General features: G+C 71.8%; 20 protein-coding genes and 1 pseudogene. 14 read left to right on the top strand and 7 right to left on the bottom strand.

Annotated features, from left to right (window positions below):
• Window positions 1-251: 251 nt before the first annotated feature.
• The 5 genes from OG898_RS33060 (at window position 252) to OG898_RS33040 (ending at window position 4,812) form a co-directional block, all read left to right on the top strand.
• Window positions 252-1,424 (top strand): ABC transporter substrate-binding protein, encoded by a 1,173-nt coding sequence (locus OG898_RS33060; RefSeq protein ID WP_250741895.1) that lies wholly within the window; start codon window positions 252-254, stop codon window positions 1,422-1,424.
• A 1-nt stretch (window position 1,425) separates the two neighbouring features.
• A complete protein-coding gene (locus tag OG898_RS33055; protein ID WP_266961954.1) occupies window positions 1,426-2,304 on the top strand; it encodes a branched-chain amino acid ABC transporter permease in 879 nt (292 codons plus the stop codon).
• Window positions 2,305-2,432: 128 nt separating this feature from the next.
• On the top strand, window positions 2,433-3,356 hold the full coding sequence (locus OG898_RS33050) for a branched-chain amino acid ABC transporter permease (protein WP_266961952.1): 924 nt from the start codon (window positions 2,433-2,435) through the stop codon (window positions 3,354-3,356).
• Entirely contained in the window at window positions 3,353-4,108 is a 756-nt protein-coding gene (locus tag OG898_RS33045; RefSeq protein ID WP_266961950.1) for an ABC transporter ATP-binding protein, read from the top strand. The genes OG898_RS33050 and OG898_RS33045 overlap by 4 nt, the downstream gene beginning before the upstream one ends.
• Complete coding sequence (locus OG898_RS33040; RefSeq protein ID WP_250741891.1) at window positions 4,105-4,812, top strand: ABC transporter ATP-binding protein; 708 nt, start codon at window positions 4,105-4,107, stop codon at window positions 4,810-4,812. The genes OG898_RS33045 and OG898_RS33040 overlap by 4 nt, the downstream gene beginning before the upstream one ends.
• A 23-nt stretch (window positions 4,813-4,835) precedes the next feature.
• Here OG898_RS33040 and OG898_RS33035 read toward each other — a convergent pair whose 3' ends face one another.
• Window positions 4,836-5,723 (bottom strand): DUF4436 family protein, encoded by an 888-nt coding sequence (locus OG898_RS33035; RefSeq protein WP_250741890.1) that lies wholly within the window; start codon window positions 5,721-5,723, stop codon window positions 4,836-4,838.
• Window positions 5,724-5,959: 236 nt separating this feature from the next.
• On the opposite strand from OG898_RS33035, the gene OG898_RS33030 reads away from it, so the two are divergent.
• The 5 genes from OG898_RS33030 (at window position 5,960) to OG898_RS33010 (ending at window position 10,691) form a co-directional block, all read left to right on the top strand.
• Entirely contained in the window at window positions 5,960-7,525 is a 1,566-nt protein-coding gene (locus tag OG898_RS33030; RefSeq protein WP_266961947.1) for an alpha/beta fold hydrolase, read from the top strand.
• A gap of 12 nt (window positions 7,526-7,537) precedes the next feature.
• Window positions 7,538-9,118 (top strand): alpha/beta fold hydrolase, encoded by a 1,581-nt coding sequence (locus tag OG898_RS33025; protein ID WP_266961945.1) that lies wholly within the window; start codon window positions 7,538-7,540, stop codon window positions 9,116-9,118.
• A gap of 463 nt (window positions 9,119-9,581) precedes the next feature.
• A complete protein-coding gene (locus tag OG898_RS36365; protein ID WP_323182866.1) occupies window positions 9,582-9,809 on the top strand; it encodes a hypothetical protein in 228 nt (75 codons plus the stop codon).
• A gap of 85 nt (window positions 9,810-9,894) precedes the next feature.
• Window positions 9,895-10,314 (top strand): aspartate 1-decarboxylase, encoded by a 420-nt coding sequence (gene panD / locus OG898_RS33015; protein WP_250741886.1) that lies wholly within the window; start codon window positions 9,895-9,897, stop codon window positions 10,312-10,314.
• 14 nt (window positions 10,315-10,328) lie between these two features.
• Window positions 10,329-10,691: a GNAT family N-acetyltransferase gene (locus OG898_RS33010; RefSeq protein WP_250741885.1), complete on the top strand. Its 363-nt coding sequence runs from the start codon at window positions 10,329-10,331 to the stop codon at window positions 10,689-10,691.
• A 279-nt stretch (window positions 10,692-10,970) separates the two neighbouring features.
• Here the strand turns inward: OG898_RS33010 and gndA are convergent, their stop codons facing one another.
• Window positions 10,971-12,416 carry an NADP-dependent phosphogluconate dehydrogenase gene (gndA, locus tag OG898_RS33005; RefSeq protein ID WP_250741883.1) on the bottom strand — a complete coding sequence of 482 codons (1,446 nt, stop codon included), beginning with the start codon at window positions 12,414-12,416 and terminating at the stop codon, window positions 10,971-10,973.
• Window positions 12,417-12,623: 207 nt separating this feature from the next.
• Between gndA and OG898_RS33000 the strand changes: the two genes are divergently transcribed.
• On the top strand, window positions 12,624-13,898 hold the full coding sequence (locus OG898_RS33000; RefSeq protein WP_266961942.1) for a transglycosylase family protein: 1,275 nt from the start codon (window positions 12,624-12,626) through the stop codon (window positions 13,896-13,898).
• A 141-nt stretch (window positions 13,899-14,039) separates the two neighbouring features.
• Here OG898_RS33000 and OG898_RS32995 read toward each other — a convergent pair.
• Window positions 14,040-14,852, bottom strand: a pseudogene (locus OG898_RS32995) (DMT family transporter); the annotation flags it as partial.
• 200 nt (window positions 14,853-15,052) lie between these two features.
• On the opposite strand from OG898_RS32995, the gene OG898_RS32990 reads away from it, so the two are divergent.
• A complete protein-coding gene (locus tag OG898_RS32990) occupies window positions 15,053-16,540 on the top strand; it encodes an SDR family NAD(P)-dependent oxidoreductase (protein ID WP_266961940.1) in 1,488 nt (495 codons plus the stop codon).
• Between the two features lie 115 nt (window positions 16,541-16,655).
• On the opposite strand, the gene OG898_RS32985 is transcribed toward OG898_RS32990, so the two are convergent.
• Window positions 16,656-17,018: a hypothetical protein gene (locus OG898_RS32985; protein ID WP_250741978.1), complete on the bottom strand. Its 363-nt coding sequence runs from the start codon at window positions 17,016-17,018 to the stop codon at window positions 16,656-16,658.
• Between the two features lie 312 nt (window positions 17,019-17,330).
• Here OG898_RS32985 and OG898_RS32980 point away from each other — a divergent pair, with 312 nt between their 5' ends.
• Together OG898_RS32980 and OG898_RS32975 are read left to right on the top strand one after the other, a co-directional pair.
• The gene (locus tag OG898_RS32980) at window positions 17,331-17,507 is read left to right on the top strand and encodes a hypothetical protein (protein WP_250741880.1); all 177 of its coding nucleotides are present in this window, start codon (window positions 17,331-17,333) and stop codon (window positions 17,505-17,507) included.
• A 307-nt stretch (window positions 17,508-17,814) separates the two neighbouring features.
• Window positions 17,815-18,798, top strand: a complete 984-nt coding sequence (locus OG898_RS32975) for an NAD-dependent epimerase/dehydratase family protein (RefSeq protein ID WP_266961938.1) — start codon at window positions 17,815-17,817, stop codon at window positions 18,796-18,798.
• Here the strand turns inward: OG898_RS32975 and OG898_RS32970 are convergent.
• The 3 genes from OG898_RS32970 to OG898_RS32960 are packed head-to-tail and all read right to left on the bottom strand — an operon-like array spanning window position 18,784 to window position 21,709.
• Window positions 18,784-20,223, bottom strand: coding sequence for a lipase maturation factor family protein (locus tag OG898_RS32970; protein WP_266961936.1), 1,440 nt, complete (start codon window positions 20,221-20,223; stop codon window positions 18,784-18,786). The two genes, OG898_RS32975 and OG898_RS32970, sit on opposite strands and share 15 nt — an antisense overlap.
• Window positions 20,181-20,777, bottom strand: coding sequence for a DUF1990 family protein (locus OG898_RS32965; protein ID WP_250741877.1), 597 nt, complete (start codon window positions 20,775-20,777; stop codon window positions 20,181-20,183). Before OG898_RS32965 ends, OG898_RS32970 begins: the two co-directional genes overlap by 43 nt.
• Entirely contained in the window at window positions 20,774-21,709 is a 936-nt protein-coding gene (locus tag OG898_RS32960; protein WP_266961933.1) for a YndJ family protein, read from the bottom strand. The genes OG898_RS32965 and OG898_RS32960 overlap by 4 nt, the downstream gene beginning before the upstream one ends.
• Between the last annotated feature and the right edge of the window lie 158 nt (window positions 21,710-21,867).

Genomic DNA, 21,867 nt, shown 5'->3' with positions numbered 1-21,867 from the left:
TATAGCGCCAATTTGACGAGGGTCAGTATTGCGCCATGCGCAGGGCGCGGGTCAAGGGGGCCGGGGCGGGCGTGGGTGCATATCTTGCGCAGTCTTGACGAGCGTCGCAAAGGCGCGATAGACACGTGTCACCTCGACCGGAGGCCAGGCCTGGACCTGAGCGCCGGATCTTCCGCGCCTGGGACTCCCCACGGCGATCTCATCAGCAACATCCCGCCCTTCAGGGCTGGTTGACAACGTACGGAGTTCCCATGGCAGGTCGGTTTCGTCCCGTTGGTCTGGTCGCCGCATCGACGGCGCTCTTGCTGACCACCGCATGTGGTGGCGCGAGCCTCGGGACCGGTGAGGACCAGCAGAGCGGGCCCGTGAAGATCGGGCTCCTCGTCCCGCAGTCGGGGACCTACAAGGCGCTGGGCGACGACATGAAGCAGGGCTTCGAGCTCTACGTGGCGCAGCACGGAGGCAAGCTCGGCGGCCGTGAGGTGGAGATCGTGGTCGCGGACGAGGGGGAGACGGCCGACTCGGGCAAGGCCGCAGCGGAGAAGCTGGTCAAGCAGGACCGGGTGCTCGCGGTGAGCGGCGTGGTCAGCTCGGCCACCATCAACGGCGTCAAGGACCTGTTCGAAACCGGCAAGGTCCCGCTCGTCGGCTCGAACGCCTCACCCACGACGCTCACCGGAACCAAGTACATCTGGCGCACCTCGTACGTCAACGACGAACCGGGCAAGGCGCTCGGCAAGCACGTGGCCGAGCGGGCCGGCGGGCCGGTCTTCCTGATCGCCGCGGGATACCAGGCGGGCAAGGACGAGGTGGAGGGCTTCAAGTCCACCTTCCTCCCGGCGGGCGGCACGATCGCGGGGGAGGAGGTCTACACGCCGTTCCCGGGCACCAAGAACTTCCAGCCGTACCTCGCACAGATCGAGAAGTCCGGTGCGAAGGCCGTCTTCTGCTTCTACGCCGGCGGCGCGGCCGTCGACTTCGTCAAGCAGTACCGGGACTTCGGACTGGCCGGCAAGATCCCCCTCTACGCGCCCGGCTTCCTCACCGAAGGCGGCGTGCTCAAGGGACAGGGAGACGCGGCCAACGGCATCCTCACCGCGCTCAACTACAGCGCTGACCTGGACAATCCCGCCAACAAGCAGTTCGCACCGGCGTACACGGCCGCCCACGGCACGGCCCCGACCACGTACGCGATGGCGTCGTGGGACGCGGCGCAGGTCCTCGACAAGGCGATCAAGGCGGCCGGTTCCACGGTGACCTCCGCATCGGTCAACGAGGCCATCGCCCGGGTGGGCGACATCGACAGCCCGCGCGGCACCTGGCGGTTCAACAGCGGCGGGACGCCCGTCCAGCCCTGGTACCTGCGCGAGGTCAAGCAGGGTGCCAACACCGTCAGTTCCGAGCTCGGCAGACTGGGCGGCTGACATGTCCGGATGGTTGGACGGCAACTTCGTCAGCGTCGTCGACGGGGTCGCCTTCGGTCTGCTGCTCTTCACGATCGCGGTCGGACTCTCCCTGGTCTTCGGCATGATGGACGTGCTCAACCTCGCGCACGGCACGCTCTACCTGGCCGGGGCCTACGTCGCCTACGCCCTGTCCGACGGCAGCATGTCGGGCCTCCTCCTCGCACTGCTGGCGGGCGTCCTGGTGGGCACCATGGGCGGCGCCGCGCTCACCTTCCTCACCCAGCCCCTGGCCCGCCGCGGACACCTGGACCAGGCCGTGCTGACGCTCGGCATCACCTTCATCGTGGCGGACCTCCTCGCCGCGTCCTTCGGCGGAGACGTACTGCCCACGGACCCACCCACGGCCCTGCGCGGGACGGTCGGCCTCCTCGGCCACTCCTATCCCGTCTACCGGCTGGTGTTCATCGCCGTCGCGGCGGGCCTCGCGCTCCTCGTGTACCTCGTCTTCGAGCGCAGTTCGCTCGGCGCCCTCGTCCGGGCCACCGTCGCCGACCGGGACATGGTCCGCGCGCTCGGCGTCGACGTCCGCAAGGTGCTCTACGGAGTCTTCGCGTCCGGCGCCGCCCTGGCGACGGTCGGCGGAGTCCTCGGAGCGCCGATCCTCGGCCCCGGGCCGGGCGTCGACGAGACCGTGCTCGTCCTCTCCCTCGTCGTCGTGGTCGTGGGGGGCCTCGGATCGGTGCGCGGCGCACTCGCCGGAGCGCTCCTGATCGGCCAGGTGCAGACGCTCGGGGTGGCGCTGCTCCCGGAGTACGCCCCCTTCCTCCTCTTCGGCACCATGCTGATCGTCCTCGTGGTCCGCCCGCACGGCCTCGTCGCCTCGGCGGTGCGCGCATGAGGCCCCCCGCGTCCGCCGGCTCCGCATCCCCCGCGCCCGCATCCCCTGCTCCCGCATCCCCTGCTCCCGCATCCCCTGCTCCCGCATCCGCCGGCTCCGCGACACGGCGGCGGCTGTCGGCGACCGCCGTGGCCGGCGCGCTCGCCCTGGCCCCCTTCGTACTGGGCCCGTACGCCGTCGGCACCCTGTCGCGGATCCTGGTGTTCGCCCTCCTCGTCCTGAGCGTGAACCTGCTCACCGGTCTGACCGGGCTGCCGACCCTCGGCCAGTCCGCCTACTTCGGCGTCGGCGCCTACACGGCGGCGATCGTGGCGACGCGCATCACCGACCTCGGACCGCTCCAACTCCTCATCGCCGCGGCCGTCTCCGCACTGGTGGCGGCGGGGACCGGATGGCTGGCCGTGCGGGCCCGGGGCGTGGTGTTCCTGATGCTCACGCTGGCCATCGGCGAGATCGTCTACAGCGCCGCCGTCAACTGGAAGTCCCTGACGAACGGCAGCGACGGCATGTCGGGCATCCCGCCCGTCGTACCGCTGCCCGGCATGCCCGCCCTGGAGCTCGACGGACTGGTCTACTTCTACGTCCTGGCCGTGTTCCTGCTGCTCTACGCGTCGGTCTCCCGGCTGGGCTCGACCTCCTTCGCCCTGGCCCTGCGCGGCATCCGCGACAACGAGCCCCGCATGCGGGCCATCGGCTACCCCACCCAGCGGTACGCCCTGACCATCTACTGCGGCGCCGGGGCGCTGGCCGGAGCCGCCGGGGCCCTGTGGGTCTCGGTCCAGCGGTTCGTCTCGCCCGGCGACGCCGGCTTCGAGATCGCCGCGCTGGCCCTGCTGGCCGTGGTCATCGGAGGCTCCGGCTCGATGCGCGGGGCCTGCGCCGGCGCCGCGCTGGTCTGGCTCACCCGCGACTACCTCGGAAACCTCGAAGCCGTCGCCGGCCGCGGACCGTTGCTGCTCGGACTGCTCTTCGTCATCGCCGTCTACACGCTGCCCCGAGGACTGGCCGGCGTACGCATCCCGCACAGGCTCACCCGGAAGAGGACGGCGTGACAGATCACGATCTACTGGAACTGCGCGGGGCATCCCGGCACTTCGGCTCCTTCCGGGCCCTGGACGAGGTCGACCTGACGGTGCGGGCGGGTGCCCGGCACGCGATCATCGGCCCGAACGGTGCGGGCAAGTCCACGCTGTTCGGCCTGATCTCGGGAACCTTGCCGGCCACGGCCGGAACCATCCACGTCGACGGACGGGACGTGACCCGGCTGCCCGTACACCGCCGGGTCGGGCTCGGCGTCGCGGCGACGTTCCAGCACTCCAGTCTCTTCCTGCGCGAGACCGTGCTGGAGAACGTGCTCCTCGCCGTGGTACGCCGCACCGGTTCCCGGTTCGGTTCCCGCGCCGCCTCCCGCGCCGCGGCGATCGCGAAGGCGCACGAACTGCTCGACCGGGTGGGCCTGCCCTCCCGGCACGGCCTCACGGCCGCCGAGCTCTCGCACGGCGAACGCCGCCAACTGGAGGTGGCCGTGGCGCTGGGGACCGAACCCCGGCTGCTGCTCCTGGACGAACCGGCCGCCGGGATGTCGCCGGCGGAGACGGCGCGGCTCACCGAACTGATCGCCGCCCTGCCCCGGGAGGTCACCGTCCTGCTCATCGAGCACGACCTCGACATGGTCTTCGAACTCGCCGACACGGTGACGGTCATGCACCTCGGCAGACACCTGAAGACCGGCTCCCCGGACGAGGTGCGCGCTTCTGCCGAAGTCCAGACCGCCTACCTGGGCACCATGGAGGTCGCCTCGTGAACCCGCTCCTGCGCATGCGCGGACTGCGCTCCGGCTATGCCGGTGGCGTCGTCCTCGGCGGTGTGGACCTCGACCTCGACGAGGGCGGCACCGTCGCCCTCCTCGGGCGGAACGGGGTCGGGAAGACCACCCTCATCTCGACCGTCATGGGGCTCGTCCGCCCCTACGAAGGCAGCGTCCTCCTCGACGGCCGGGAGCTGGCCGGAGCCCGTGTCGACGTGATCGCCAGGGCGGGGGTCGGCGTGGTCCCCCAGGGGCGCAGGGTGTTCGCCCCGCTGACCGTGGACGAACACCTGACGATCGCCTCGCGGAGCCGGGCGCGGGGCCCCTGGACCAGGACCCGGGTCCTCGACCTGCTGCCGCGCCTGGGGGAGCGGCTCGGTCACCGGGGCGACGAGCTCTCCGGAGGGGAGCAGCAGATGCTCGCGATCGCCCGGGCCCTGCTGGGCAATCCGCGCCTGCTGCTCCTCGACGAGCCGTCCGACGGCCTCGCGCCGGCGATCGTTTCCCAGGTGGGCGAGGTGATCCGCGAGGTGAGCACGCAGGGCATGTCGGTCGTCCTCGTCGAGCAGAACCTGGGGCTGGCCCTGTCCGTCGCGGGGAGCGTGGCGGTGATGCAGAAGGGCGTCATCGTCCACCGGTCGGCCGCCGCGGAACTGGCCTCCCGTCCGGAGGACTTGCGCCGCCTGCTGGGGGTCGACTGATCGGGCGGCCCGCGGAAGGCGCGCTAGGTGCGCGGGGTGTCGTCCGCCTGGAGGGCGCTGTGGATGCCGGTGACCACCACGGTGATCAGGCAGAGGGCGATGATGGTCTCGGCCCACAGGAAGGCGAACCAGTCCAGCACGCAGCCGATCGGGGGCGAGCCGGGAGCGTTGTTGCGGAACGCCGACAGGGCGAAGAGGGTGGCGGCCATCCACCCGAGCGCGGGCCAGGGCAGGCCCTGTCGGTGAGTCGTCAGGTACCAGGCTCCCAGGAGCACGGACGCCGCCAGCGCCCACATCACGATCATCATGAAGGCGGCGAAGGCGAGGAGGCTGCCGGACCGGGACACCTTCACCGCCAGGCCGGCCTCGTCCCGGGAGACCGTCGGTGTCGCGGAGGCGGTGAAGAGCGTGTCGTTGTTGGAGAACAGCAGTCGCACCGGCACGTCCTTACCGCCGAGTTGGGCCCAGAACTCCAGGTCGGTCTCGTAGGAGTCGAAGGGGTAGTCGCTGATCGATCCATCGGTGACCGCGACCTGCAGGTCCTTGGGCGTGATCCGCTCGTGCGCCTTGAACTCCAGGTCACCGAGGGTCTGCGCGGAGGTCTGGAGGCTGAGGCCGGCCACCGGGGCGGACCCGTCCTCCTCGCCGAAGGCCCCGCGCGCGGTGACCCGGACCCGGAGGGACAGTTCTCTGGCCGAGGCGTCGACGCGTTGGACGGCGGCCTCCACGTCCACCCGGTCGCGCGCCGTGGATCCGACCGTGTGGACCGTGTCGATCACCTGCCGCTCGGTGAACTGCAGCCACGATCCCACGGCCACCGCCACCAGGATCAGGACCGCGAGGGGAAGCAGGACGCGCAGCATCGACGTCCCGGAGCGGCGCGGGCGGGCTGAGTCCGAGGGTGGGGCCATGACGACTCCGGCGAGATGAGGGGGGCTCGTCCGGCCGGGGCAAGGCAGCGGCCGCGGTGCGATCTTCCTCGACCGGGTCGGAGATCCACGGCATCCGCGAGCGTGTCGCCGCGGGCCGGGCCCCTTCGTTGTGCGTCCGAGGGCCGCCCGTTATCGTGTGTATGTGCGTTCCGCCCAGATTGCCTGGTTATCGCCCAGTGGGGGAGAGCCGTAGTTCGGCACAGGAACGGGATCACATGGCTGAGCAGAGCTTCCACCTCGCTGCGCCGGTTGCAGGCGTCACTCTGGCCCTCCTGGCAGCCCTCGGTCCTACCGCGGCGAGTGCCGCTCCACCGCCCGGCGACACCGCCGGTGTCGCCGGGCCCGTCACGGCCGCTGCATCGCGGTTCGTGCCCGGCCCCTGTCCCGAGCCGCCCGAACCGATCGAAGCGCTGGCCACCGCCCGGTGCGGCGTCCTCGAAGTCCCCGAGAACCGTGACCGGCCCGACGGCCGGACCATCGGGCTGGCCGTGGCGGTCATCCCGGCCCTCTCGGCGAAGCCCGCCCCGGACCCCGTGGTGTTCATGGCGGGCGGCCCCGGCGGCGAGGTGTTCGACGACATCCCGTTCCTGGTCTCCTCCGGCCTGAACCGGGACCGCGAACTGGTCGTCATGGCCCAGCGCGGCAACCTCTACGACAAGCCCGGCCTCGCCTGCCCCGAACTGGACCGCTTCCACGCCCGGGCCGTGGGCCTCCCCTCGTACACACCGCAGACCGAGAAGCTCATGGCCGACGCGGTGAAACAGTGCAGGGACCGCCTGGCGGCCGACGGGACCGACCTGAGCGCCTACAACAGCACCGAGAACGCCGCCGACTTCGCCGACCTGCGCACCGCACTGGGCTTCAAGGAATGGAACGTCTACGGCCACTCCTACGGCAGCAACCTGGCCCTGACGTACCTGCGCCTGCACCCCCAGGGGGTCCGCGCGGTGGCCCTCGACTCGGCCGCCCCCGCGCAGTACGTCTCCCTGCCGTTCGCCTGGGCCAACGCCCGGGAGGGGCTCGACAACGTCTACAAGGCCTGCGCGGCCGAACCCCGCTGCAAGACCCGGTACCCGGACTTCGAACGCACCCTGAACGAGCAGGTGCAGAAGCTCGAGGCGAACCCGCTGACCCTGAACGTCAGCCCGCCGCAGGGCGGAGGCCCGGTGAAGGTCGTCCTGGACGGCGGCGCCCTGGTGAACCTGCTGGTCGCCAAGGCGATCCCGTTCGCCGACTTCCCGGCCGCGATCGACGAACTCGCCCGCGGAAACCCCGAGCGCCTCGCCAAGGCCCGGGCCGCCGGCTCGGTCGCGGTGGAAGGCCAGACCGCACACGGCCTGACCCAATCGATCCTGTGCAGCGAGTGGCTGCCGGGCCACTCGACGTCCGACGTGCTGAAGGCGGGCCGTGAAGCCTTCCCCGCATGGCCCGAGCCGGTCCAGGCGCAGGCGCCCCAACTGCCCTTCCAGGACCAGCTGTGCCGGATCTGGAACGTCCCGGACCGCACCGCCGACGTGCGGGTGCCCACCGTCAGCTCGGTGCCGGTCCTCTTCATCAACGGGACGTTCGACATGAAGACCGGGGCCAGTTGGGCGCCCAAGACGGCCCGTACGTTGTCCCATGCGACCACCGTGCAGGTGCCCGGGATCGGGCACTGGGTGGTCCCGCAATCGCCCTGCGCCCAGAAGGTGCTGGCGTCCTTCCTCAACGATCCGAGCGCGCCCGACACCGGCTGCGTGGCGGGGCTGAGGTGGGAACCGTTCACGATCACCCCGAAATGACGGGGAGGAATGATGGCACGGTCACACGCAGGACGCCTGCGCACCGGACCGGCCGCGGCGGCGACCGGCGTGCTGCTCGCCGGTCTGTTCGCGGCGCCGGTGAGCGCGCAGGAGGAGACGCCTTCGGCGACCGGTACGGTCGCCCGCACCGTGGGTGATGCCACGTTCACGCCGGGCCCCTGCCCCAAGACGGCGGATCCGGTCGCCGAGCTCGAAGGAGCCCGCTGCGGCACGCTCACCGTGCCGGAGAACCGCACGAAGCCGGACAGCCGAAAGATCACCCTCGGTGTCGCGATCGTGGCGGCCGAGGCGGCCCAGCCGAAACCCGATCCGATCGTGTGGCTGGCCGGCGGACCCGGCGACGACGCGGTCGGCGAGGCGAAGATGGCGATCGGCGGCGGTCTGAACCGCGACCGTGACGTGATCTTCATGTCCCAGCGCGGCACGTACTCGGCCGACCCGGCACTCACCTGCCGCAACGTCGACGAGTTCAACGCGCGCGCGACCGGCCTCGTCTACGACGCGCCGTCCACCGAGCGCGAGCACGTCGCGGCCACCAAGGTCTGCCGCGATGCGCTGGCGGCGAGCGGGGCCGACCTCACCGCCTACAACGACATCGAGAGCGCCGCGGACTACGCGGACCTGCGCACCGCGCTCGGCCTCAAGGAATGGAACCTCTTCGGCATCTCCTACGGCACTCAGCTGGCACTCGTCACCATGCGCCTGCACCCCGAGGGCATCCGGTCGGTCGGCATCGACGGCATCCTGCCGCCGTCCACCGGAGGTTCGGCCGTGACCTGGAGCGCCGCCAAGCAGGGCTTCGACGGCGTGTTCAAGGCCTGCGCGGAGCAGCCGGACTGCAACCGCCGCTATCCGAACCTGTCGGCCACCTTCGAACGCCTCGTCCGCGAACTCGAAGCCAAGCCCGTCACCACCACCGTCACGCTCCCCGGCAGCCAGAAGCAGGTGAAGGTCACCCTGGACGGCGGAGCCCTGGTCAACTGGTTCACCGCCGCCACCCACGTGGCGGAGCAGGTGCCCGCCGCCCTCGACGAGCTGGACAACGGCAAGCCCCAGCGGATCGCCGAGCAGTGGGCGGGCGGCAAGTACAGCCCCGAGGCCATCGGCCGGCTGTCCCACGGGCTCGTCTACGGCGTCTTCTGCAGCGAGTGGACCCCGTACGAGACGCAGGCCGAGGCGCTCGCCGCAGGCAAGAAGACCTACCCGTCGTTCCCCGAGTCGGTACAGGCCCAGGCCCCGCTGCTGACGTTCCTCCGTCCCGACTGCGACGTCTGGAACATCCCCGCGGCGCCCGCCTCCATCCGGGACGTCACCGAGAGCGACATCCCCGCGCTCGCCATCTCCGGCGGGTTCGACGCCCAGACCGCAGCGTCCAACGGCGCGTACGTGGCACGCACCCTGCCCAACGCCACCGTCGTCACGATCCCCTACGAGGCCCACGTGGTCTTCGCCGCGTCGAAGTGCGCGCAGGACATCACCGTCTCCTTCTTCGACAACCCCAAGGCCCCGAACACCGCCTGCCTGGAGGACCTGAAGCCCCCGACGTTCGAGATCGCCCCTGACGCGAGCTGATTCCCTGGCTGATGCCTGGCTCATTCCCTGCAGGGGGGAGAAGGTGGTGACCGTGAACCGGATGGCGTTGTGGTGCGCCGCCGGAGGCACCGTGATCGTGACTCTCCTGGCCGGTGCCACGAACCCGCAGGCCTACGCCGCGACGGGCGACGACCGAGAGAAGCGCAGCGCGGACGTTCTCCAGCAACTGGTGCCTTCTCCTGAGGGCCCGGGCTGTGCGGCGGCCGTCGGCTGGCGGGGAGCATCGTCTGGGAGGCGGGGAGGGGCAAGGCCGATCTGACGACCGGCCGCCCCATCACCTCGAAGACGGGACGGCTCGTTCACTCCCAATTCCTCCCCCTGGAAGCAGTACGGAGACGGGTCCGTTCAAACCACCCCCGGGGAATTCGTCCGCTGGGCCGACAATTACCGCACCGGGCGCATCGGCGGAAAGGAACTGCTCGCCGGGGTCACGGCGGGAGCGGTGAGCGTGGGCGACGTCCTGCGCGCCCGTGGCATCACAGAAGGGCACTACGGGGCCGGCATCCTCGTCCTCCCCGACAAGAGCCTGGTCCATCGAGGCGACTGGGAGGGGTTCCACAGCAGCTTCAAGGTCAGCCCGGACCGCAACACCACGGTCTCCGTCGTGTGCAACGTGGATTCCCCCGATCACTTCCGTGCGGCGAACCAACTGCTGGACATCTGGAGCTGACCGCGGATGCGAATCGTTGTAGGCTCCGCAGACCGCCCTTGACCTGCGTGAAGCAGGCAGGGAGCAGACATATCGGGAGTTTTGCATGCTTCGCACCATGTTCAAGTCCAAGATCCACCGGGCCACCGTCACCCAGGCCGACCTGCACTACGTCGGGTCCGTGACCGTTGACGCCGATCTCCTCGACGCGGCGGACCTGCTGCCCGGCGAGCTCGTGCACATCGTGGACATCACCAACGGGGCGCGGCTCGAGACCTACGTCATCAAGGGCGAGCGCGGCTCGGGGGTCATCGGGATCAACGGGGCTGCCGCGCACCTCGTGCACCCCGGTGACCTGGTCATCCTCATCAGCTACGGGCAGATGGAAGACGCCGAGGCACGCGCGTTCGAGCCGCGTGTCGTCCATGTCGACGGCGACAACCGCATCATCGAGCTGGGTGTGGATCCCTCCGCCCCGGTTCCGGGAACGGATCAGGAGCGCAGCCCCCACGCGGTGGCTGTCTGAGGGGAGCGGGGACGATGTCGCAGACCGGGTCGAGTGAATCGATCAAGATCGTGGACGACCGCGCGGCCGGGCGGCTGCAGGCCGTCGAGGACGGGGCGGTGGTCGGACACATCGCCTACTTCGTGCTCGCCGAGGACCCCCACGCCCTCGTGGCGGTCCACACCGTCGTCGAGCCGGGGAACGAGGGCCGGGGGATCGCCGGGAGCCTGGTGAAGGCCTTCTACGGGATCGCGGCCGACGAGGGCGTACCCGTCGTCCCGCTCTGCCCGTATGCCGCCAGCTGGGCCGCCAAACACCCCGAGCAGGCGCCCGAGGCGCCGGCCGGGGTGGTGGACGCCGCCAAGGCGCAGCTGGCCTCGGACTCCGACCTGTGGTGACGCCGCCCACGTAGTCGGGTGGGCACGTAGTCGGGTGGGCACGGCGTCGGGTGGGCGCAGCGGCCGGGATCGAGGGAGGCTGGAGGTATGACACAGCCTCCCGTCCCCGACCCGGTCCCGGTGCCGAATCCGTTCCCGGATCCGGGGCCGCTGCCCCGGCCCGAGCCGCCGACACCCGGTCCGGTGCCCGAACCCGACCCCGTACCGCCGCCGCCCGGCCCCGCGCCCCAGCCCCCGCCGGAGCCGCTGAGCTGACGCGGGGCCGCAGGGCCGTACGCGTCAGGCCGTACGGACTTCGGAGCGGTCTCCGCTCCACAGCGTGTGGTACGAGCCCTCCCGGTCGGTGCGCCGGTAGGTGTGCGCCCCGAAGAAGTCGCGCTGGCCCTGGGTCAGGGCCGCCGGGAGCCGCTCAGAGCGCAGGGCGTCGTAGTACGCCAGCGAGGCCGCGAAGGCCGGTACCGGGATGCCCTGGCGGACGGCCGCCACCAGCACCTCGCGCCAGTCCTCCTGTGCGGCGCCGATCTCGTCGGCGAAGCCGGCGTCCGCCAGCAGGCTCGGCAGCTCCGGCCGGGCGTCGTACGCGGCCCGGATCCGGTCCAGGAACGCGGCGCGGATGATGCAGCCGCCGCGCCACAGCGAGGCCACGGCGCCCGGGTCCACGCCCCAGCCGTACTCCTCGCTGCCGGCCTGGATCTGATGGAAGCCCTGCGTGTAGGAGACGATCTTCGAGGCGTACAGCGCCTGCTCCACCTGGGCCGCGAAGGCGTCCGCCGCCGCGGCGGACAGCGGCGCGGCCTGCGGTCCCGCAAGACCCCGCGCGGCCGTGCGCAGCTCGCCGTGGCCCGACACCGCGCGGGCGAAGACCGCCTCGGCGATGCCGGACACCGGCACGCCCAGGTCGAGGGCGATCTGCACGGTCCAGCGGCCGGTGCCCTTCTGCTCGGCGGCGTCGGCGACCACGTCCACGAACGGCAGACCGGTCGCGGCGTCCGTGTGCGCGAGCACCTCGGCGGTGATCTCGATCAGGTACGAGTCCAGCCGGCCCTTGTTCCAGGCGCGGAAGGTCTCGGCGATCTTCGCGGGGGAGTAGCCGGCCACCTCGCGCAGCAGGTGGTAGGCCTCCGCGATCAGCTGCATGTCGGCGTACTCGATGCCGTTGTGCACCATCTTCACGAAGTGCCCGGCGCCGTCGGGACCCACGTGCGAGGTGCAGGGCGTGCCGTCGGCGGCCTTGGCGGAGATCTTCTCCAGCAGCGGGCCGAGCGAGGCGTACGACTCCACGGATCCGCCGGGCATGATGCTGGGGCCGAGCAGCGCGCCCTCCTCGCCGCCCGAGATGCCGACGCCCACGAAGTGCAGGCCCTGCTCGCGCAGCTCCTTCTCGCGGCGGCGGGTGTCCTCGAAGTGGGCGTTCCCGCCGTCGATGATCACGTCGCCCGGCTCCAGCAGCGGGGCGAACTCGCGGATCACCGCGTCGGTCGGCTCGCCGGCCTTCACCATGATGATCAGACGGCGCGGGCGCTCCAGCGCGTCCACGAACTCCTTCGCGCTCCCGGCGGCCACGAAGGAGCCCTCGTGTCCGAACTCCTCCACGAGCGCCGTGGTCTTGGCGGTGGTGCGGTTGTGGACGGCGACGGTGAACCCGTTGCGGGCGAAGTTGCGGGCGAGGTTGCTGCCCATCACCGCGAGTCCGGTGACTCCGATCTGGGCCGTGCTGCTGGTCATGTGCGTGCGCTCCTGAGTGCGTCGACAGTGCATTCGATGTGCGGAGGAATGCAGGAACACCGACGCTACCCCCACGGAGATCCTTACCGGTGTCCTACATTCGGCGCGAAACCAACTTCCGCTCGAATGCGTTGTGTTGTGCGCCTTGTCATGCTCCGGTCGTGGCGTTAGGTTGCGAGGTTCCTGATGTCTTCGATGGGGGCTCCCATGGGTGTACGGGGCCGGCACCGCCGGTATCAGCCGAGCAGCATCAACCGTGCCTCGCTCGTCGTCACCGCGGGCGGAGCCGGGATCGCGCTGCCCCTGATCGGAGCGGGAGCGGCACACGCCGCCTCGGTGGACACCTGGAACAAGGTCGCCGCCTGCGAATCCACGAGCAACTGGCACATCAACACCGGCAACGGCTACTACGGCGGACTCCAGTTCAGCCAGAGCACCTGGCGCGCCTTCGGCGGAACCGCGTACGCCGCTCGCGCCGATCTGGCCACCAAGGAACAGCAGATCGCCGTGGCCGAGAAGGTGCTGAAGGGTCAGGGACCGCAGGCCTGGCCGGTCTGCGGGAAGCAGGCCGGACTCAGCCGCAGCGGCCCCGCGCCCGCTCTCGGCGCTCAGGGCAAGGCGACGGCCCCCGCGAAGGCGGCCCCGAAGGCCGCGGCGCCGGCCGCCCCCAAGGCGGCTCCGCAGGCCGCTCCCCAGGGCACGACGCCCCGCCCGACCGGGACGTCCGTCCTGCCCAACCCCTACGTCGTCGCCCCCGGGGACTCGCTGTCGGCGATCGCCACCGAGCAGCACGTCGAGGGCGGCTGGCAGTCCCTGTACGAGACCAACCGGGCCGTCGTGGGCGGCGATCCGGACCTGATCTTCCCCGGACAGCGACTCACCCTGCGCGTGACCGCCGCACCGGCAGCACCGCCCGCGCCGAACCCGGAGAAGCCGCCGCGCACGGCCGAACCCGTGAAGCCCGTGGCACCGGCGAAGCCCGCCGAGCAGGCCGGTGCGAAACCGGCCGAAAAACCTGCCGAGAAGCCCGCGGAAAAGCCCGCGGAAAAGCCCGCGGAAAAGCCGCAGACCCCCTCCGGAGCCTTCAGCGCCCCGGTCGACGCGGGCCTGGGCACCGCCTACCACGTCGCGGGCTCGTCCTGGTCGAGCGGCTACCACACGGGCATCGACTTCCCGGTGGCCACCGGCACGACCGTCAAGGCCGTCAGTAGCGGGCAGGTCGTCTCAGCGGGCTGGGCCGGTGCGTACGGGTACCAGGTCGTCATCCGGCACACCGACGGCCGGTACTCCCAGTACGCGCACCTCTCGGCGCTCTCGGTCAAAGCCGGCGCGGCGGTCACCGGAGGACAGCGCATCGGCCGCTCCGGCTCGACCGGCAACACGACCGGCCCGCACCTTCACTTCGAGATGCGCACGGGACCCGGCTACGGCACCGACATCGACCCGCTGAAGTACCTGCGGGCCCACGGAGTCGCCATCTGAAGCCCCGGCCGCGGTGGAAACCGGGGTCCCGGCCACAGCCGGGGCCGCGGTCGGCGCGACAGCCGGTGCGACGGCCGACGCGACAGCCGGCGCCGGTACTGACGGGACGGGCACGCGCCCGTCCCGGTCCCGGGGCGCGAGGGTGAGCAGGACGAGCCCGGTCGCTGCCGCCGCCGCGCTCACCAGCGCCGCGGCGACACCGGCCGCCCCGTAGCGGAAGCCCTCGTCGAACAGCGCGATGCCGACCGCCGCCGCGACCACCGGGTTGGCCACCGTCACGGTGGCCAGCGGGGCGGTCAGCCCCGCGCCGCGGTAGGCCGCCTGCGACAGCAGCAGTCCGGTGGCGGCCAGCGCGGCGATCGCGGTCAGCTCCGGCCACAGGGTGACCAGCGCGTCCGGGGCGAAGCTCTCCGCCACCGCCTTCGTGAACACCGAGGCCATCCCGAAGGCGGCACCGGCCGCCGTGGCCAGCAGCACGCTGTGCACGGTGACCCGCCGCACCCGGCGCGCCACCAGGAACAGCACGGACACCAGGGCCCCGGTCGCCGCCAGGAGCAGGCTCTGCTCCCCGCCCGACAGGGACTGCTCGGTCCGCCCGCCCCCGCCCGTCAGGGCCAGCAGCCCGGCCAGCCCGGCCGTGGCCAGGACGGCCCCGCGCCAGGCGGCGGCCCCCGCCCGCCGCCGTACGAACACGGCCGCCATCGGGAGCGCGAAGACGATGGTGAGGGCCCCGAGCGGCTGCACCAGGCTCAGCGGCCCGTACGCGAGCGCCACCACGTGCAGCAGGGCCCCGAGGCCGTTCAGCGCGATCGCGGCGTACCAGGCGGGCCGGCGCACGGGGGCGTAGGACCCGCCCGTCGCACCGGACGCGACCCGCTCCTGGATGATCGCTCCGGCCGCATACGCCACGGCGGACACCAGGCACAGCAGGACCGAAAACGCTAGGGCACTCATAAAAGTCACAATGCCCGAGTCGGGAGAGCTATTCCTCCCCCTGGAGGCGGGGACGGGTACGCCCTAGGGCGTACTCCGAACGCAGTAGCCGTAAGCCGAGGAGCGCGTTTGTCTTCCCGCCCGGGGGGTCCGTACACTAGCCCTTTTGGGGACTTCCGCAGCCGGCGGACGCGGACGACTGATCAAGGAACGACAGCGGTATGACGGTGACCGAAGACAGCCAGGAGCAGGGCCACGCCTTCGGGCCCGGCATCGACCCCGACCGCCTGGCCCTCTGCCTGAGCGTGCTCGACGAGCTCGACAAGCTCGACGTCGACCACCCGGACGCGATCACCGTGCGCCGCGCCACCGCCGGTCTGTACCGGACGGTCAAGCAGCGCCGCCGCCAGGACCGCCGCGCCGCCAAGACCGCCAACGACAAGGCCGTCACCGAGGCGACCGCGACCGGCTCCGCCGAGCGCATCGACGACGAGACCGAGGGCCTGCTGCCCTCCTCGGTCACGGAGGCCGGACGGATCGCCGGAATACTCCAGCGCCCGCGCTCCTGCTACGTCTGCAAGACGCGCTACGTCGAGGTCGACTACTTCTACCACCAGCTCTGCCAGGCCTGCGCCACCGTGAACCGGACCAAGCGGGAGGTCCGTGCCGACCTCACCGGCAAGCGCGCGCTGCTCACCGGCGGCCGGGCCAAGATCGGCATGTACATCGCGCTGCGACTGCTGCGCGACGGCGCCCACACCACGATCACCACCCGGTTCCCCAAGGACGCCATCCGCCGCTTCAAGGCGATGGAAGACTCGGCGGAGTGGATGCACCGGCTGGAGGTCGTCGGCATCGACCTGCGCGACCCGGCCCAGTCCGTGGCCCTCGCCGACCAGGTGGCCGCGGCCGGCCCGCTCGACATCCTGATCAACAACGCGACGCAGACCGTGCGCCGCCTGCCCAGTGCCTACGCGGCGCTGGTCGAGGGGGAGAGCGCCCCGCTGCCGGCCGGCGAGCTCCCGGCCCACCACGTCATCGGGGCCTTCAATTCCGGCGCGGTCGACGGCCTGGCGGCGCTGCCCATCGGCGTGAGCGGGCTCGAGGCGCAGAAGGTCGCCGACCTCGCGCTGGTCGCGGGCAACGCCAGCCTGGAGCGACACCTCGCCGGCACCGCCATCGACGCGGGCGGCCTGCTGCCCGACGTCGTCGACAGCAACACGTGGGTACAGACCATCGACCAGATCTCCCCGGTGGAGCTGCTCGAGACCCAGCTGTGCAACTACACGTCGCCGTTCATCCTGATCAGTGCGCTCAGGCCGGCCATGGCCGAAGCCGCCCGCAAGGCGGCGGTCGGACGGGCGTACGTCGTGAACGTCTCGGCGATGGAGGGCGTCTTCAGCCGCGGCTACAAGGGTGCGGGGCACCCGAACACCAACGCCGCCAAGGCCGCGATGAACATGGTGACCCGGACCAGCGGCCAGGAGATGTTCCAGACCGACCGGATCCTGATGACCTCGGTCGACACCGGCTGGATCACGGACGAGCGCCCGCACTTCGACAAGCTGCGCCTCGCCGAGGAGGGCTTCCACGCCCCCCTCGACCTGGTCGACGGCGCGGCCCGGGTCTACGACCCGATCGTCCGCGGCGAGCTCGGCGAGGACCTGTACGGGGTCTTCCTCAAGGACTACGCACCCGCCAACTGGTAGGCCGCACGACGTCGGGTCGCCCGCGTCAACCGAGCGCCCCCGGTTCCTCTCCCAAGAGGGACCGGGGGCGCTGTGCTTTTTGGGCGGTTCAGGCGGTTCAGGCGTTTCGGGTGGTTCAGGCGGTGCGGCCGTAGGCCCCCGCCGCGACCAGCTCCAGCACCGGGCGCCAGTCCTCCAGCACGCCCGCGTCCAGCCCCGGGGACCGGCCCGCTTCGGCCGCGTGGCCGAGGGACTCCGCGTCGGGGTCCGGCCCGCGGGCCGGTGCGCCGGGTCCGTGGAGGCGTAGGAGCCGGGCCACCCGCTCGCCCAGCAGGGGGCGGATCGTCTCCGCCGGGTGGTCGATCAGCAGCCCCGCGACCTGCAGTTCCTTGTCGAAGGGGTGCGAACGGCGCAGGAGCGCGGCGACCCGCAGGCCGTGGCCGTCTCCGTGCCCGCCCCGCAGCAGGTCCATCAGTTCCCCGACGCTTCCGACGACCACCGGCACCTCGGACTTCGCCACTGTCGTTCCTTCCGTCGCCCGACCGCGTATCACCCGTATGGCGCCGTCGAGCAGATCAGTCGTACGCGACGCGCCGACGTGCGAGGTGATGAACTCATGGCGAAAACAAGCTGTCCGGAGTGGATTTTACTATTCCATCGAGCGGGGGTGCGCTCATATGTGTACTCTGAACGCCATGAGAGCCCCACACGGGCCCTCGCTCCACCAAGGCGCCACCGCGTCCGGAAACCTTCTCTTCCCGCACCGGCGCGCGGCTCGCCCGCCGGGTTACGCGACACAAAGGAGTGCGCGGTGACACCAGAACTGACGACGACAGACCAGGCGCCAAGGGAACGGACGGGGTCGCGGAGCAGCAAGCGCCCCGAGACGCTCGGCAACCTGGAGGTCTGGGCCCGGTCCGCTCCCATCCGCCTCGCCGGCTACGAGGACGACCTCGCCGAGCCGCACATCCTGCCCGGCATCGACTAGACACGTACGGTGCGGTCCGCCCGCCGTCCCGGTGACGACCGGGACGGCGGGCGGCGGCGTGCGGGGTCAGTTCGCCACTTCGCTGAGGGCCTTCAGGGATAACCCCGAAGTCCCCCCGAACTCCCCCTGAGATTGCCCTGATATGGCACTCCCGCCCGCCCCCTGACGGGCTGCCAGGAGTTGCCCGCGAGGTCCTCGACCACGCCCGACGGTGCCCGGAAGTTCCCGCGACCCGTACGCCGAGGGCGTCATCGCTGTGGGCGATCAAGGGTTCCGCGCACCCCCGGTCCCGGGCAGGCTGACCTGCATGAAGCTGCTGATGCTGGGTGGAACCGAATTCGTCGGGCGCGCGATCACCGAAGACGCCCTGAGCCGCGGGTGGGACGTCACCGTCTTCCACCGCGGCCACCACGCGCCCCCGCCGGGGACCACGGCCCTGCACGGGGACCGCACCGCTCCCGGAGGCCTGGACGCCCTCGCCGAGGGGGAGTGGGACTTCGTCGTCGACACCTGGGGCAGCGCCCCCACTGCCGTGCGCGACAGCGCCCGCCTGCTGGCCGGCCGCGTCGGACGGTACGTGTACATCTCCAGCCGCTCGGTGTACTCCTACCCGGCTCCGGCCGGGCTGGCCGAGGACGGCCCGCTGGTCGAGGGATCGCCCGATGCCGAAGCCACCGCCTACGCCGAGGACAAGCGCGGCGGCGAGCTCGCCGTCCTCGACGCCTTCGGCGACCGCGCCCTCATGCTGCGCGCCGGGCTCATCCTCGGCCCGTACGAGAACGTGGGCCGGCTGCCCTGGTGGCTGAACCGCATCGCCCGCGGCGGCCCCTTCCTCGCGCCCGGGCACCCCGACCTGCCGCTCCAGTACATCGACGTGCGCGACCTCGCGCGCTTTTCCCTGGATGCGGCGGAGGCCGGTCTCGGAGGGGCCTACAACACGATCTCCCCGGTCGGCCACACCACGATGGGCGGCCTCTTGGCGGCCTGCGCCGCCGCCACCGGCTCCGACGCCGAACCGCGCTGGACCGATGCGGCGGTGCTCGAGAAGGCTGGGGTCGAGCCCTGGGTCGAGCTGCCCGTCTGGGTTCCCGAAGGCGAGATGCACGACTTCATGTTCGGCGGGGACGTCACCAAGGCCCTGGCGGCGGGCCTCGTCTGCCGCCCCGTGGAGGAGACCGCCGCCGACACCTGGGCCTGGCTCCAGACCCTCGGCGGAGTCGCCCCCCACCGGGCCGACCGGCCGATGAAGGGCATATCGGCCGAGCGGGAGGCGGAGCTACTCGGGCTCTGACCGGGCCGCCCGCGCGAGCCGGGTCGGTGGCAGGTACTCGCGCACCAGCGTGCGGTGCCACCACGCCCCGGTCTCGCGCAGCTCCCGCCACGTGGTGAAGCGGTAGCGGTACAGCCGCGCCCGGACGTAGTGCGGCGGTGCGTCCGGGAAGGGGTTGTGGCGGAGCAGCTTCAGGGTGTCCCGGTCGCCCGACAGCAGTCGCTCCACGAAGGGCCCGAACCAGTCGCGGGCGTAGCCGGGGGAGAGCGCCGCGAACCACATGAGCCAGTCGAGGCGCAGGTGGTACGGGGCGAACTGGCGCGGGATCCGGCGGACGTCACCCGGCTTGCCCCGGAAGCCGTACTCCCGCCACGCGCCGTCCTCGCGGGGCTGCCGGTCCGCGGTGCCCTCCACCACCACCTCCTCGCGGATCCGGCCCACCGTGCCGAACGCCCCGTAGGTGTTGACCAGGTGGAGGGGGTCGAAGGAACGGTTCATGACCTGGCGGCGCGAGACCATGTTGGCCACCGGATGCCGGCTCAGCACGAGCACCAGCGCGGTGAGCGCGCACACCAGCACCACGTACCAGAGCGGCCCCTGCCGGGAGGCGGCCGCCGGTGGGGCGCCCGCGAGCGCGCTGAAGTCGAAGGCCGGCAGGGCCGCCGTGATCGTGATCCAGTTCAGCCAGGCGAAGTTCCCCGACACCACCAGCCACAGCTGGGTCGCCACGATGATCGCGGCGGCGTACGAGGCCACCGGCTGCGGGGTGAACAGCAGGACGGGCACGACCAGTTGGGTCACGTGGTTGGCGGCGCACTCCACCCGGTGCAGCGGCTTCGGCAGATGGTGGAAGAACCAGCTCAGCGGGCCGGGCATCGGCTGCGTCTCGTGATGGAAGTACAGGCAGGTGAGCCGGCGCCAGCAGGGGTCGCCCCGCATCTTGATGAGCCCCGCGCCGAACTCCACCCGGAAGACCACCCAGCGCAGCAGCCACAGCACCAGCACCGGCGGCCCGGCCCGCGCGTTGCCGAGGAAGACGGCCAGGAAGCCGACCTCCAGCAGCAGCGACTCCCAGCCGAAGGAGTACCAGGTCTGCCCGACGTTCACGATCGACAGGTACAGCAGCCACAGCAGCGCCCACATCGCCATCGCCGCGCCCAGCGGCACCGCGTCCCCGGCCCCCGCGGCGAGCGCCGCCGCCAGGGCCGCCCCGGTCCAGGCGCAGCAGGCGAAGAACCGGTCCGAGTAGTGCAGGTGGAACAGGCTCGGGGCACGCCGGAAGGGCACGTACCGCAGGTGGCGCGGCACGGGCAGCATGCCGTGCGCCCCGATCAGTGCCCGGAACTGCAGGGCGGCCCCGGTGAAGGCGACGAGGTAGACACCGGCCAGGGCCCGCTGGAAGATCAGCCGCCCCAGCCAGTATCCGGGCGCCGTGAACCAGTCCATCCCCTCCAGTATCGGGCCGGGCGGGCGCCCGTGGCGAGCCGCCGCACGTACCGCCCGAGCCGCCGGGCGTAGGCCTGCTGGAGGAGGGGGACGACCGGGCCCGCCAGGCGGGTGTACCAGCTTGCCGGGCGGCTGAAGGCGGTCACCTCGAACCACACCGAACCGTCGGCCTCCATGTCCACCACGAAGGACTCCTCGCCGCACTCGGGATGCCCGCTCAGCGTCCCGTACGCGAAACCGGTCCGCCGGGGCTCGTACGCGGTCCAGATCACCTCGCACGGGGCGTCGATCCGCACCGGGCCGATCCCGATCCCGACCACGACCCGGTCGCCGGGCCGGACGGGGAAGGCTCCGGCCGTGACGAGCATGCCCGAGGCGCGGTGCGCCCGGAACGTGGTGACGGCGGCCCCGGCCGCGTCCAGCGCGGCCTGCCCGTGCCCGATCCGGGTGCGGTGGTGGGTGAAGTTGTACCCGGCGGGCAGCGGCCGCCGGGCCGTGGCGCCCCGGTCGGGGTAGTTGAAGGTGCTGCGGGCTTCGCTGAGGAGGCGGGTCATGCCGGGATCTCCGTTCGGTCGGGCAGGGCGGCGGGTGCGAGCGCGGCCGCGGGTGCGGGTGCAGATGAGGGTGCGGGCCGAGCGGCCGATGCGGTCAGGCGGCGCCAGGCGAGCAGTGAGCAGAGGCCGAAGCCGAGGGCGTTGCCGAGGCCGTGGGTCGCGGCCATCCAGGTCAGGGTGGGGTGCACGATCCCGGTGGCCTCGCCGAGCGCCCACCACAGGGCGAGCAGCATGGTGGCCACCAGGACGACCGCCGAGCACGCGAGCAGCGCACCGGTGATCCGGTCCCGGCCGCGGGCCCCGGGGCGGACGTCCCGCCAGGTCAGCAGGGCCACCGCCCACATGCCGCCGGTCAGCGTCACCGCGCCCACCAGCTCGGCCCAGTCGTCGATGAAGTAGCCGAGGAGCACCAGCGCGGTCCCGGCCGGGACGCTGTACGCCGCCCAGCGCGCGAGGGCTCCGGCGGCGGAGGCCCGGCACACCAGACCGGCGACCAGGGCCGCGGTGAAACCGGCGAAGTGGAAGTGCGGCACGGTCAGGGCCAGGATGTCGAGGTCGAAGCCGAAGAGCCGGTGTCCGGCGCGTTCGGCGACCAGGGCGGTCCCGGCGACCGAGGGCGCCATCAGTGCGGTGAGCACGGCCACCTCGGCGGGACCGGGACCCCGCCCGGGCGCGCGTACCGCCGCGACCGCGGCCCGTACCGCCGGAACCGCGCCCCGTACCGCCAGGGCCAGGGTGGCCGCCGCGTAGATCGTGGCGAGGGCCGTGGCCGGGGCTCCCCGGGGCAGCCACAGGCAGACCGCTCCGGGGGCCGCGAACAGCGGCCAGAGCCGGGCCGCCCGCCCGAACCGGGCCGGATCGATCAGGCGCAGGCCGGCCGGGACGACGTAGAGCATGCCCAAGGTGACGATCAGATTCACCAGTACGGTCACCGCGGATCCCCCCTCCGGGAACGAACGCATTGAACGCGTTCAACTCACGGTCGTGAGCCTAGACGCCATCTTGAACATGTTCAAGATGGCGTCGGCATCGTGATCTCCGGTTGCGGGTACCCCGTACATACGGCAGACAAGAGGGAGCAACCGGGGCG

This window comes from Streptomyces sp. NBC_00193, from assembly GCF_026342735.1.
In the GTDB taxonomy this organism is placed as follows: domain Bacteria; phylum Actinomycetota; class Actinomycetes; order Streptomycetales; family Streptomycetaceae; genus Streptomyces; species Streptomyces stoeckheimensis.
This window is presented reverse-complemented; position numbering and strand designations above follow the sequence as displayed.